General features: G+C 71.7%; 13 protein-coding genes. 8 read left to right on the top strand and 5 right to left on the bottom strand.

What is annotated here, in order from left to right; genetic code table 11:
• The 6 genes from AA75_RS31295 to AA75_RS48215 form a co-directional block, all read left to right on the top strand.
• Positions 1–801 (top strand): sensor domain-containing protein (locus AA75_RS31295; protein ID WP_149038485.1); only part of this gene is annotated, 801 nt, incomplete at its 5' end.
• A complete protein-coding gene (locus AA75_RS31290; protein ID WP_149038484.1) occupies positions 798–2606 on the top strand; it encodes a hypothetical protein in 1809 nt (602 codons plus the stop codon). The genes AA75_RS31295 and AA75_RS31290, both read left to right, overlap by 4 nt.
• A gap of 21 nt (positions 2607–2627) precedes the next feature.
• Entirely contained in the window at positions 2628–3254 is a 627-nt protein-coding gene (locus tag AA75_RS31285) for a hypothetical protein (RefSeq protein ID WP_149038483.1), read from the top strand.
• 138 nt (positions 3255–3392) lie between these two features.
• Entirely contained in the window at positions 3393–4187 is a 795-nt protein-coding gene (locus AA75_RS31280; RefSeq protein WP_149038482.1) for a hypothetical protein, read from the top strand.
• Between the two features lie 289 nt (positions 4188–4476).
• Positions 4477–4917 carry a hypothetical protein gene (locus AA75_RS31275; protein WP_033823688.1) on the top strand — a complete coding sequence of 147 codons (441 nt, stop codon included), beginning with the start codon at positions 4477–4479 and terminating at the stop codon, positions 4915–4917.
• A gap of 254 nt (positions 4918–5171) precedes the next feature.
• Positions 5172–5351 carry a hypothetical protein gene (locus AA75_RS48215; RefSeq protein ID WP_149038481.1) on the top strand — a complete coding sequence of 60 codons (180 nt, stop codon included), beginning with the start codon at positions 5172–5174 and terminating at the stop codon, positions 5349–5351.
• Positions 5352–5464: 113 nt separating this feature from the next.
• On the opposite strand, the gene AA75_RS50010 is transcribed toward AA75_RS48215, so the two are convergent.
• Positions 5465–5605: a hypothetical protein gene (locus AA75_RS50010; protein ID WP_158515593.1), complete on the bottom strand. Its 141-nt coding sequence runs from the start codon at positions 5603–5605 to the stop codon at positions 5465–5467.
• A gap of 316 nt (positions 5606–5921) precedes the next feature.
• Here AA75_RS50010 and AA75_RS31270 point away from each other — a divergent pair, with 316 nt between their 5' ends.
• Positions 5922–6353, top strand: a complete 432-nt coding sequence (locus tag AA75_RS31270; RefSeq protein ID WP_033823687.1) for a helix-turn-helix domain-containing protein — start codon at positions 5922–5924, stop codon at positions 6351–6353.
• A gap of 707 nt (positions 6354–7060) precedes the next feature.
• Here AA75_RS31270 and AA75_RS31260 read toward each other — a convergent pair.
• From AA75_RS31260 to AA75_RS31250, 3 genes are all read right to left on the bottom strand, one after another.
• Positions 7061–7396 carry a hypothetical protein gene (locus AA75_RS31260; RefSeq protein ID WP_033823685.1) on the bottom strand — a complete coding sequence of 112 codons (336 nt, stop codon included), beginning with the start codon at positions 7394–7396 and terminating at the stop codon, positions 7061–7063.
• Positions 7397–7612: 216 nt separating this feature from the next.
• Positions 7613–8245: a class I SAM-dependent methyltransferase gene (locus AA75_RS31255; protein ID WP_033823684.1), complete on the bottom strand. Its 633-nt coding sequence runs from the start codon at positions 8243–8245 to the stop codon at positions 7613–7615.
• Positions 8246–8260: 15 nt separating this feature from the next.
• The gene (locus tag AA75_RS31250) at positions 8261–9244 is read right to left on the bottom strand and encodes a sigma-70 family RNA polymerase sigma factor (RefSeq protein ID WP_051813837.1); all 984 of its coding nucleotides are present in this window, start codon (positions 9242–9244) and stop codon (positions 8261–8263) included.
• A 465-nt stretch (positions 9245–9709) separates the two neighbouring features.
• On the opposite strand from AA75_RS31250, the gene AA75_RS31245 reads away from it, so the two are divergent.
• The gene (locus tag AA75_RS31245; RefSeq protein WP_051813836.1) at positions 9710–10378 is read left to right on the top strand and encodes a TMEM175 family protein; all 669 of its coding nucleotides are present in this window, start codon (positions 9710–9712) and stop codon (positions 10376–10378) included.
• Positions 10379–10446: 68 nt separating this feature from the next.
• Here the strand turns inward: AA75_RS31245 and AA75_RS31240 are convergent, their stop codons facing one another.
• The gene (locus tag AA75_RS31240; RefSeq protein ID WP_033823683.1) at positions 10447–11907 is read right to left on the bottom strand and encodes an amino acid permease; all 1461 of its coding nucleotides are present in this window, start codon (positions 11905–11907) and stop codon (positions 10447–10449) included.
• Between the last annotated feature and the right edge of the window lie 484 nt (positions 11908–12391).

Below are 12391 nucleotides of genomic sequence, written 5' to 3'. Positions count from 1 at the left end.
CCTGGCCCCGCTGCGGCCCCCGCCCCCGGCCCCGGCCCGGCCACGCCGTCCGCGCCGCCGCAGCAGGGACCGGCCCGGCGCTCCTCGCCTCCACCGGGTCCGGGTGCGCGCCGAGGCGTCCGGGTACTGCGTCAACTGCGGCACTGGCGGCTGCTGCTGGCCGCGGTGCTGCCCTGCCTCGTACTGGCCGGCATCGGATGGTGGGCGTGGCCGCAGCAGCCCACCGGCCTCCCGCCGCACATAGCCGAGGGGACCGTTCAGGCGGGCCTCCTCGACCCTGACGGCGTCAGCCGGCTGGCCGGGACGACGCTGGTCGCCGGCCCCCGGTCGAACCGGCCGCACGCCCCGCTCACCGTGGCGCCGTCGGAGTGCGCCGCCGCCGCGGGGCCGACGACGCAGTCGGTCTACGGGCAGGCGTGGAAGGCGTACCTGTCGGCGACCTACCAGGACGCCGGGGGTTCGGGCGCCTACACCGTGAACCAGGTGCTCGGGGTCTTCCCCGACACCGACAAGGCCGCCGCCGCCTTCCAGGCGCTCACCGACGGCCTCGCCAAGTGCCCGTCCGCCACGGTCACCGGCCAGGCCGACCGCAGCTCGAAGTGGGCCTACACGGCGCGGCCCGCCACCGAGGTCGCCGTGGCGTGGACCGCGGCACAGGACGGCAGCGCGGGCTGGGCCTGCTACCACCAGGCGCGGTTGAAGGGCACGAACCTGGTGCAGGCCTCCGTCTGCCAGGCAGGTGACGGCGAGTCGACCAGCTGGAAGGTCGCCGACGAGCTCACCAAGAAGGTGACCGGATGACCGCGCCCACGTTCAGGACGGCTGCCCGCCCCCGGCGGGCGGTGGGGCGCGGAGTCGCCCTGGTGCTGGCGCTCCTGCTTCCGGTCATCGGCCCGGCGGCGACAGTGACGAGGGCCGCCGCCGACACACCGGTCATGAGCCCGCCCGACTCCGTGGCCTCCCTCTCGCTGTCCAGGAACCTTGCCGCCGTCGCCCCGGCGCTCGCCGAGAAGATCGCGGCACAGACGCAGACCGAAGCCGAGATCGACCAGATGGGAAAGGAGGTGGTCGCCGAGGCCGAGCGGATCGCCAAGGAAGCCGCCGACGTCAGCAGCGCCGACACCGCGCTCGACGCCAAGGCCGCTGCGGTCAACGCAGAGACCGACAGCCACAACCAGCGCGCGACTTCACTCAGCGGCAGGATCGACGCCCACAACGCGGCCAAGCCCCCCAGCGACCAGCCGGCCGCGGTCAACCGCTACAACGCCGAAGCGGCGCAGCTCGAGGCCGAACAGAACCAGGTCCAGGCCGAAGAGACCAAGATCGAGGGTGAGCAGAGCGAGATCAAGCAGGAGGAGGCCCAGCTCAACTCCCGTAAATCCCAGCTCAACGCCGCCTCCCAGGCCAACGCCGAGAAGGCCTCCGCGGCCAAGGCCAAGGCCCAGCAGCTCCAGCTCCAGACCCGGCAGCTGCTCGAGGAGATGGCCCAACTGCTCCAGAGCCTGACCCGGACCCCGCCCGACCCGGCGGCGACGATGGATCAGGGCGGCGACGCGCCCGCGCCGCCGGAACCCAACGCCGAGGCCCAGGGCTCGGAGGCCGACACCGCCGACAGCCCCTACCGGCAGCCGCAGACCTCCGCCATGCAGCAGTACGCGCAGCAGACCGGCACCACCCTCGACGCCCGGCCGGGCACCGCGTACCTGACGCCCGAAGCCGTCAAGCGGCTCCCGGCCGCCCAGGCGGCCACGCTGACCAGCCCCGCCATCACCTACGACGGCCTGGTCCGCAAGCCCAACGGGCACTACACGGCGCTACGGGTACAGGCGCCCACCACCACGGCCACCGCCACCGCATCCCCGACCCCGGCCCCCGCGCCGGCCCCGACTGGCTTCGACCTCGGCGGGCTCGTCACGTTCCTCAACGGCGGACAGGTCTCCATCGACGGGCTCGAGACGCTTCAGGAGGCACCCGCCTCCTCGGACTCCGGCCAGGGCCACGGCAACCCGAGCACCGGGGCGAGCGGCAACCCGCGCGTCCCCACCTGCAAGGACCTGGAGCCGTCGAACGCCGTACCCCTGAACGGCGGCGGATGGGTCGTCTACCTGCCGTCGGACGCGCAGAACCGCAACCAGGGAGTCAACGCCTGTCTCGAAGGCGAGCCCGACTCCGAAAGGGGCGACGACGCGGCAGGCAACATCCGGGGCTGGAGCGACGCTCAGGCGCGGGCGACAGCTCTCGGGTTCACTCCGAAAACGGATCTCGCCCGTTGCCACTCCGTGCCGCGCATGGCCGGTGGAACGGCGGACGAGCGGAACCTGACGCCGTGCTTCCAACGCGGTGCCAACATCAACCAGCGGACCGGCGGCAAGATCACCAACAGCATGCGGACGTTCGAGGCCAGAGCTGGGGTCGACATGGGCCAAGGCCCCGTGCTGTACAACGTGCTTCCGCAGTACAAGACCACTACCAGCACCATTCCGAACACGTGGGATATGTCCCTCTACGCCTGGAGCGCCACCACCGGGTCGACCACGGACTCCGGATGGACAGTTGTGGACAACAGCAGCTACGGCCCGAGTGGATTGGCCTACCTGGGAAACTAGCCTCCGGCGGCACGGTGGCGGATGGGAGTGCACGTGAACATCGAGGAACTGCTGGACCGGCTCGGCGCGGTGATCGGGCCGCCGCCTGCGGGCGGAGTGGTCCCGGTCCCGTGGGAGCGCGGGCCCGAGACGATCGGGTTCCAACTGCCATCGGATTACCGGGCGTTCGGCGACCGGTACGGGATGGTGAGTATCAGCGACGAGCTGCACATCTACACACCATCGGCAGCGCCCAATTCCAAGGCCGAGCAACCGCTCGGCTTCGAGGGATTCCTGTACTACACGACGGACCCCCACGGATACTGCGCCATGCTGGCCCAGGCCTACCGGGACGGGGACCACGACGAGTGCCCGTACCCGTTGTTCCCGGCCGAGGGCGGGCTGCTGAAGTGGGGTAACAACTGGAACTCCGACCAGTTCTTCTGGCTGATGCGGGGCCCGGACCCGGACCGGTGGCCGGTCGCTGCCAAGTTCGACTCGAGGCTGAAGTGGGACCTGTTCGAGGGCGGCTTCCTGGAGTTCCTGCTGGCGGCGGTGACGGAGCAGTACCCGTACCACCGGAGCGTTGTTCCTGGCGGGATGAAGCAGGTCGGTGATGGCCGTGCCTATCGCTTCGGGGGTGACTGGTCGAAGCAGCTCGAGCAGTGACCCCGCGCATGGTCAACGGCCGGGGCAGGGCGCTGCGTGCGGCGGTCCTCGTACGCAGCACCCTGCCCACGCCCGTGGCAGCAGTTCCCCGCATGCCATACTTCGGCAGCCGACCCCTTCTGACCTGAGGAAACACCCTTGCGCAGCACCCGAGCAGCGGCCCGTGCCGCCGTTGTCGCTCTCGCCCTCGCCTGCGGTTTGACTGCCTGTTCGGACGGGGCTCCCGCGGGCCCGTCCGCGCAGGAGTTGCTGCGCCGGGCGGCGGAGACCATGGGCAGGGCGCAGAGTGCGGTGGAGCGGATCGACGTCGAGCAGGCGGACGGTATCCGGCGGATGTCCGCGAAGGTGAGTTGGGCGTCGCCGGAGATACGTGCCGATCTCGGGGGCGGTGTCCGGGTGGTGGAGGGTGCGGCGTATCAGGACGCTTCCTGGGCGGGCCTGAAGTGGGTCCGCATCGACGGCCCCGAGGGCCGGCCCGCGAACGCCTGGGCCGACCGGGCGGCGTCGTTCAACACAGCCGGCGGCTTTCTCCGGCTCCGCCGGCAGCTCAACCCCGTCACGGTCCTCACCGGCGCCGGTGCCTCGGGCGCGGTGGAGAACCTCGGGAACGCCGATGTCGGCAAGGTCCGCAGCACCCGCCTGCGGGTCCGGATGCCGGCCGTCGACTACTACGCCGCCGGACTTGCCGCCGACGAGCGCTCACTGGTCGCCCGGTCGCTGGCGGACGAGGGCACCAGCACGGTCACCGCGGACCTGTGGATCGGCGCCGGCGGAGAACTGGTCAAGCGCGCGGAGACCGAGGACACCTCCCAGGGCCCGCGAACCACGACCACCACCTACCTGGACCTCGGCGTCACCGTCGACGTCCAGGCGCCGCCCGCGTCGGACCTGTCCAGCTACCAGGAAATGCTGCAACACGCCATCCACCCCTGACACCGGGATCCCGGCGGTGCCCTCGGCATCCCGGGGCGGACGGCCGGTCGAGCGCGGGCGGCGGCCCCCGCCGGTCGTGTCTGGGCAGGCCGGCGCCTGCACCGCCTTCTCGCCGAGGCCGTCACGGCCGGGTCCAGCGCACCCTCGCCGCCGCCCGGCGGCCGTGACGGGGGGAGTCAGGATCTTTGCGGCGGCAAGGTGGGCGGCACCGCCCGGGTCCGTCCCGGGTTGGAGGGGTCGCCGGGGTACCGGTGTTCGCGGTAGGGGGTGGGCAGGCTAGTTTGCCCGGGTGAGTCTTCTTGAGGATGTGGCCGAGCGTGACGGCTGGCGGTGCTGGGTGTGCGACGAGGCGGTCGACCCCGGCATGTCGGTGAACGATCAGCGGGGGCCCAGTGTCGACAGCCGGACCGCCGACCGGAAAGCGAAGGTCGCCGAGCGGCTCGCGCACCGCGGGTGCAACACCCGCAAGGGCGCGGTCAAGGTGGTCATCCCCTGGCCGGACCGCCTGTACGTGGTCGAACCGGCGCCGCTGATCACCGTTGCCGGGCGGCTGGAGCGCAAGGGGGGCCGCGAGATGGTGGGCCGTTGTCCGACCAGGCAGGACGCCCAGGAGGCGGCGGACTGGCTGGTGGACCGGTTCTCCCGGCTGGTGCCGGGGCTGGCGGTGACCGCCGACATCGAGGCGGGTGGCGGCCAGTTCCTCGTCGTCCTGGCCACCGGCCGCCGCTGACCGGGAACCACCGGCGCGCCGCCACACCGGGGCGGCCCGCCGGCCCGCCCCATCGCCGTTGCCGCGCTCTGGGGAAAACACCTGCACATGGGAGTGCGGAAGTCCTCGGAACGAACTCCGCCCGGGGAGCGGTCCCCGCTGCGGTGGCCTTCGGGGCGGGACGGTGTGGCGGTGCCGCAAGGTCGCTCGCCGCCCGGACAAGCAGATCCGTCGTGAGCCGCTTCCGTGGCCGGTCCTGATACGAGGAAAGGCCGATGAGGACAAGACTCAACGCACGGGCGCTCGCGACCGTCGCGGCGTTCTCCGCGGCAGGAGCACTGATCGCCGTCGTCCTCCAGCAACTCGGTGTGGTCCACGATTCCACCATGACCTGGGTCCTGTGGTGGGGGACAACGGCACTCGGTGCGGGGGTTACCTCCCGTCCCGGCAAGTGAAGGTGACGTACCGGCCTGGGGGCGCGATGCCCACGGTGCGACCTGGACCGGTTGGGCGGCGGTGGCCGCGGCAGCACGCAGCGCACCCCGCGCGAGGTGGGACCGTGTGGGGCTCAGTGCCAGTAGCTGGGGGTGTCGCTGCCCGGCTGGTTCCAGGCCCAGACCAAGAAGGCGATGACGGCGGCGGCGATGAGGATGGCAAGGACGAAGCAGCCGATGGTGCCTCGCCGGTTCTGACGGTTGATGTCGTCCACTGGGCCCCCAGGTGTCGGGTTCGACGTGAGTTCGAGCGTGGCTGCTGGATGGGCGTAGGGCAAGAGTGCAGTCGGCGCTGGGTCGGCCCGACTCGTTCTCGCCGACAAGGCCACGGAGGTGGCTGCCGGCGCCTGGAACTGGTGCCCCCGCTCCCGGGCAGCGGCCTGCGCCCGCGCACCGTGGTCGAGGTGGCCGACCACCAGGCTGCTCCTCGTACCGGCTGCGGCGCCGACACCTTGTTCGCGGAGTCGATGACCGCGCACAGATGGATGAGCGTGATGGTGTCCGGCAGACCGACGAACGGAGAGGCGCCCAGTGACGGCAGACGGGCCAGGCGCACCGGACACCCTCGCGGACCGCATCGAGCGGCTCTTCCGGACGGTCCTCCGGCCGGGTGGCGAGCCGTACGGCAACGAGGAGGTCGCACGGGCGTGCCGGGAGGCGACCGGGGAGAGCTTCTCGGCCACCTACGTCTGGCAGCTGCGCACCGGGCGGCGCGGCAACCCGACCAAGCGTCACCTCGAAGCCCTGGCGCACTTCTTCCAGGTACCGCCCGGGTACTTCTTCGAGGACGAGCGGGGCGCCGAACTCGCCGACGAGCTGGCGCTGCTCGGGGCGCTGCGGGACGCCGGCGTACGCGAGGTCGCGCTCCGGGCGAGGAGCCTCTCGCCGGAGGGGCTGGGCACCATCAGCGACATGATCGAGGCGATCGTACGCCGCGAGGCGAGAGCCCGACACCCCGAGTGATCGCGCCGAGGTATTCTCCCGGGGCCGGGGGCCGACACTCCGCCGGGTCCGGTCACCGGCGATACGGCGACGCTCGTCACCGGCGGCGGCGGCAACCTGAGTGCCCTCGGCGTCGGCGTCCGGCTCCTGCGGTGCGTCCGGGAACAGCCAGTGCAGCACGTAGTGGCTCGTGTGCTCGGGAACCTGCCGGTCAAGGCCGAGGCCGCGGCAGATGTCGTGGGTGTGCAGCACGAGTTCGGCGACACCCATCGCCGCGAAGCCGCCCGGATCGCACGGCCCGTCGTGGTAGGCGCGGACATCGTCCACGGTGCCGTCGAGGGTGTGGGCGAGCAGTCCGCCGGCGGCGGTGAAGACCGACAGCACCTGCGCCGGGTCGGCCTCCGGGCGGACGACGAGGTCCATGGGCAGGTAGTGGTCCCTGGGCCGGGCGGTGAGCGGGCGTACGCGAGGAGCTCGTGGGCGATGTGGACGGCCGTGTCGCGGCAGCTCCACTCCAGCGGCCCGGCGGGGACGCTCCAGTCCCGGTCCGCGGCGAGCGGGGACAGTACCTGCAGACAGTCGGCCAGCGTCTCCCGTACCGGGTCATCCTTGATGGGCACGGGCCTGCCTGGCGTACTGTCACACGATAGGCCCGGGGTCTGACATGTTCCGGGCCGCCACGGCACCCCGGGACCCGGTGCCCCCCCGGAGGGCGGGGTCCGTGGTGGTCACCCGTTCTCGGCCAGGGCGTCCTTCTGCAACTGCACCGCCGCCGCCAGGCTCAGCCGCGGCTCCGCCTTCCGCAGCGCCTTCACCGCACCGACGGACGCGATGTCCCCCGCGTACCCGACGGCCGCCAGCCGGGAGCGAACCCAGCCGGCGCGCAACTGCTGCCCGGTGGCCGCTGCCGTGGCGGCGACGAGCGCGGCGGCGCGTTCCAGACCCGGGCGCTCCTCGGGGGACGCCACGGCCAGCGCCTGCTCCAGAGCCCCGGCGAGGAGGTCCGAGTCGCGGATGAGCAGGACGAAGTTGTGCTCCGGTCGTACTCCCAGAAAACCAGTCATACCGGCATCGTGGTGGCCAGAACGGTCGGACGGCAACGAACTTGAGCAACACCAGAGGTTGTTCGCCGACGCGGGCGCAGCGAGGCAGCGAGGCAGTGACCCCGTCCCGTACGCCGCGGACACCACGGATGCCATGGACACCATGGACGCCACGCCGCGTCGCCGCCCTCGTGTGCGGCGCGCTCGCTCCGGCCGTTCCTCCGCTCCCAACCGGAGTCAGGCCGCGGCCGGCCGGCGGGCGGTGCCCACGATCATCGGGCTCTCCACCCTCGGGACCTTCGGCACCTCGCCGCGAAAGACCGACTCCACGGTGAGCGGGGAAGCCTCGATCGCCTCCAGCGTCGCCCGGTTGGGGTAGCAGCCGATCAGCGGGTAGGGGAACGGCCGCCTGTCCTGCTTGGCGGCGACCTCCGGGTCCGCGGAACGCACGTGTTCGAGGAACAGCAGCCTCCCGCCCGGCCGCAGCACCCGCGCGATCTCTGCCAGCACGCTCTGCTCCTCCGCGACGCTGCACAGCGCGAAGGTCACCACGGCCGTGTCGAACGAGGAGTCCGGAAGGGGCAGTTGCTCCGCCGAAGCGTCCAGGATCTCGACGGCCCGGTCGAGCCCGCCGGCGCGGGCGCGCAGACGCCTCCGCATGTGCGGGTCGGGCTCGACCAGCACCAGCCGAGTGACCGCCGCCGGGTAGTGGGGCAGATTGAGCCCGGTGCCGGCGCCGATCTCGACGGTGGCGCCGTCGGCCCGCGCGAGCAGCGTACGGCGCCGCTCCCGCAGCCCCGCACGCTCGGCGGGTCCGTTGATGGTGTCGTAGGCGGCGGCGAAGCAGTGCCGGGCCAGTTCCTGGAACATGACGGACTCCTCGGGTCATCCGTTCTCGCGGTACGGGTCGCCGTCGGGCCTGGCGGCGTAGTAGGTGGTTGCCCGGTAGGCCTGGAACCCACGGTGGTGAAGGACCTGGGTGAACGCGGGCGGGCAGTGGTACGGGGAGCCGGGAGGGTTGACGAACCTCGCTTCGACGACAGCCAGGCCGCCGCTGGCGACCACGCCGACCAGCCGGTAGCGGACGCCGTCCGCCAGATCGCCCTCCAGCAGCCGCGACCGCACCTCGCCGCGCCCGCGCAGTTCGGGCCCGCCGGCCACCCGGGCCGTCACATCGGGCGCGAAGAGCGTGGCGAGCGGCCCCGGCTCGCCGTACCGGTTGAACGCCTCGAACGCCTCGCCGAAGGCCAGGGTCCACTTCCCGGCCGCGTCGCGCGCGGCGCTGCTCGTCCGGCCGGCCTCGTCGAGCAGCCGCTGCGCCAGGACCGCCCGCAGCTGGTGGAGCCGGCTGCGCACGGTGCCCAGCGGAACGCCGGTGATCGCGGCGATCTCCCGGTAGGAGTGCTGCTGGCCGAAATAGCGCAGCATCGCGGTCACCCGCAGTGGCTCCGGGAGCTCCCCGAGCGCTTGCCACACCCAGTCGCCCAGGGCCAGGCGTTCCACGCACTCCTCGGCCGAAGGCACCGGCCGTGCCCGGTCGAGCCGGGCGGTGATGTCGTCGGCGGGCCGCTCGCGGGCGGCGCGCAGCCGCATCAGGCAGACGTTGCGCTGGATCCTGGCGAGCCAGCCGCCGAACGCGGCCGGGGTGCGCAGCTCGGACAGGCGGCTCAGGGCGATCAGGAACGTGTCCTGCACGGCGTCGGCGGCCTCGTGTGGATCACCCAGCAGGGCCAGCGCCTGGCGGTTGAGCCGGGCCCGGTAGCCCTCGAGCAGCAGCCCGAGCGCCGCCGGGTCGTTCCGCCCGGCCGCCAGCGCCAGCTCGGCGTCGCCGGGCCGGGGCGCAATCGGGGTCGGAGAAGGTGTGGCCATACTTACACGATGCGACGGCGGCCCGGGAAGTTCGATTTCTGCTCCGAACCGGCGGGACCTGCACGGCCTGGTCGCCGTGTTCCCCGCCGAAAGCCGGTCCGGAACCCGTTCCACGGCACCCGGTCCCCGAGCCGGCGGGTCCGCCGGTCAGGACGTACGTCGTGATGAGTGTACGGCGTACACCTGGTGGGGCGGGGGCGAACGCAGGCAGCGGAACGGCACAGCGGCAGACGTGCTGTTCCTGGTGACCGCGGACCGCGGTGGGCCGCTCGACGAGGGCCGCCGTCGACAGGGGGGCCTTCGGTCCGACACGGCGGAGCCGCGAGCGTTCGCCCGCATCGGCTCGAGCAACGTGGCATCGTGGTCCGCGAGCCCGCCCACGGGGGCAAGCACAACGGCACCGTCCGGCCGGGGCCTCCTGGAGCTCACCGCCTCCGCCCGGACCGACCCCCCTTCGGAGACCGCATGACCAGCCAGGACGAGCCCGCCACGGCGGCCGCGGGCCGGATCGCGTACTTCAGCACGAGCCGTCTCGAGGCCTTCAGCGACGGTGTCTTCGCCATCGCGATCACGCTGCTGGTCCTGGACCTGAAGGTGCCGGAGCCGGACGCCTTGCACGACGAGTCATTGACCGCTGCCCTCGCGCATCAGTGGCCCTCCTACTTCGCCTACCTGGTCAGCTTCCTGGTCATCGGGATCATCTGGATCAACCATCATGCGATGTGCGCGCTCGCGCGCCGGGTGGACCGGCGCACGCTGTTCGCCAACCTCTTCCTGCTGCTCACCGTCTCCGTCATCCCGTTTCCCACCCGCCTCCTCGCCACCTATCTCACGGCGGACAACAGCAACGCCCACACCGCGGCCGCCGTCTACGCCCTCACCATGGTGGCCATGAGCATCGCCTTCTCCGTGCTCTTCCTCGCCTTCACCCGCGACGCCCGGCTGCTGAACAGCCCGATCCCGCCGCAGGCCAGGCGCACCGCCAGGCGTCGCTTCGGCATCGGCGGCCTGTGCTACCTCGCCACCGTCGGCCTCGCCTACCTCAGCCCCGTCGCCATGCTGGCCACCCACGCGGTCCTCGCCGTCTACTACTGCTTCGACCAGCTCGCCCCCGCACGAGCCACTCGCCGGTAACTGCCGGGCCCCTGCGGTGGCGTTCCGCAGGGGCCCGGTGTGTCGTCGGCCCATAGGGGCCGGTGGGGTCAGTGCTGGCTCGCCCCGGCGGTCGCCTGGACCCGGCGGCGGACCAGGAACCAACCGCCGACCAGGGCGGCCGCGATCAGTGGCAGGCAGGCGACGGTGGTGCGACTGACGCCGCCGTCCAGCCACATCAGGACCACGACGGAGACGAGGAAGAGCAGCGTGACGATCTGGGTGTAGGGCGCCCAGGGCAGTTGGTATCCGGGGCGGGTGACCCGCCCGTCCTTGGAGCGCTGCCAGAACAGCAGCGAGCAGATCATGATCATGCCCCAGGTGCCGAGGATCCCGATCGAGGCGATGTTGAGCACAAGTTCGAACGCCTCGCCCGGCATCGCATAGTTCAGCGCCACGCCCAGCACGCCGAACCCGGCGGTCAGCAGGATGCCGCCGTAGGGGACGCCGCCCGAGTTCATCACGCCGGTGAACTTCGGTGCGGAGCCGGACACCGACATCGAGCGCAGGATCCGGCCGGTCGAGTAGAGCCCGGAGTTCAGGCTGGAGAGGGCGGCGGTGAGCACCACCAGGTTCATCACGCCGGCCGCGCCGGGGATGCCCAGCTTGTTGAAGACGGTGACGAAGGGGCTCTGGTCGCCGGAGTACACGGTGTAGGGCAGCAGCATGGCGAGCAGGACCACCGAGCCGACGTAGAACAGGCCGACGCGCCACATGATGGAGTTGATCGCCTTCGGCATGATCTTCTCGGGGTTCTCGGTCTCGCCGGCGGCCACGCCGCAGAGCTCGACCGACGCGTACGCGAAGACCACGCCCTGGACGAGCAGCAGCATCGGCATCACGCCCTTGGGGAAGACACCGCCGTTGTCGGTGATGTTGGCGAGGCCCGGGGTGTGGCCGTCGACCTGGTGCTGGGTGACGATCAGGAAGATGCCCACCAGCATGAACGCGACCAGCGCGGCGACCTTCACGATCGCGAACCAGAACTCCATCTCGCCGAAGTACTTCACCGAGATCAGGTTGGCCGTCAGCACCACGGCGAGGGCGACCAGCGCCAGGAGCCACTGCGGGACGCTGCTGAACATCGCCCAGAAGTGGGCGTAGGTGGCGGCGGCCGTGATGTCGGCGATCGCCGTGGTCGACCAGTTGAGGAAGTACAGCCAGCCCGCGGTGTACGCGCCCTTCTCGCCCATGAACTCGCGGGCGTATGAGACGAACGCGCCGGACGACGGACGGTAGAGGACCAGCTCGCCGAGGGCCCGCACCACGAAGAAGGCGAACAGGCCGCAGACCGCGTAGGCGATGAACAGGGAGGGACCCGCGTTGGCCATGCGGCCGCCCGCGCCGAGGAAGAGCCCGGTGCCGATCGCGCCGCCGATGGCGATCATGTTGACGTGGCGGGACTTGAGGTCCTTGCGGTACCCGGCGTCCCCGGCGTCGACGTGGGGGGTGGGGGTCGCCGGCGCTTCGGGCGCGAGCGGTTCGGCCGCAGTCGGCGTGCGGTCACTCATGGAGTTGGGTCGCCTTCGTGAGGGGAGGGGTTTCCGGCTCGGCCCGGCGGCGACGGTGACGTGGATGATCACGCCGGCGCGGGGCTGACGGCACATCCTGGCGTCAAGAGGGCTGCCTCGGCAGTGGCGGATGTCACGTTCGGGGCGGATTTGCGCGAGATTTGAGCTTTCTCCCACCCTTGGGGTGGATTTGCCCTGCGGAAGCCGTGGATCCGCCCGCCGAAGAGCGCGGATCGGCCGGGCCTGCCGGGGCTTCGTCCAGACGATGGGGCTCCCGCACGTGTTCGCCCGGTGGTTCCCCTCGAACCCACAGCGGAGCTCGGACAGCCTGTCCCTGGAGTCCTGGACGGCCGGTTCCGAGATTCGGCCGTGCGTGTGGGCCACGGGAGTTCGAGATCCGCGTGTGACGTGCATGCGCACCGGCGACCGAGCGTCTCCCGACCTGCCTCGGCAGCCCGGCTGGAACGGGCGATCGAGGCCGGGC

It is taken from the genome of Kitasatospora sp. MBT63, from assembly GCF_000710465.2.
Lineage (GTDB): Bacteria > Actinomycetota > Actinomycetes > Streptomycetales > Streptomycetaceae > Kitasatospora.
This window is presented reverse-complemented; position numbering and strand designations above follow the sequence as displayed.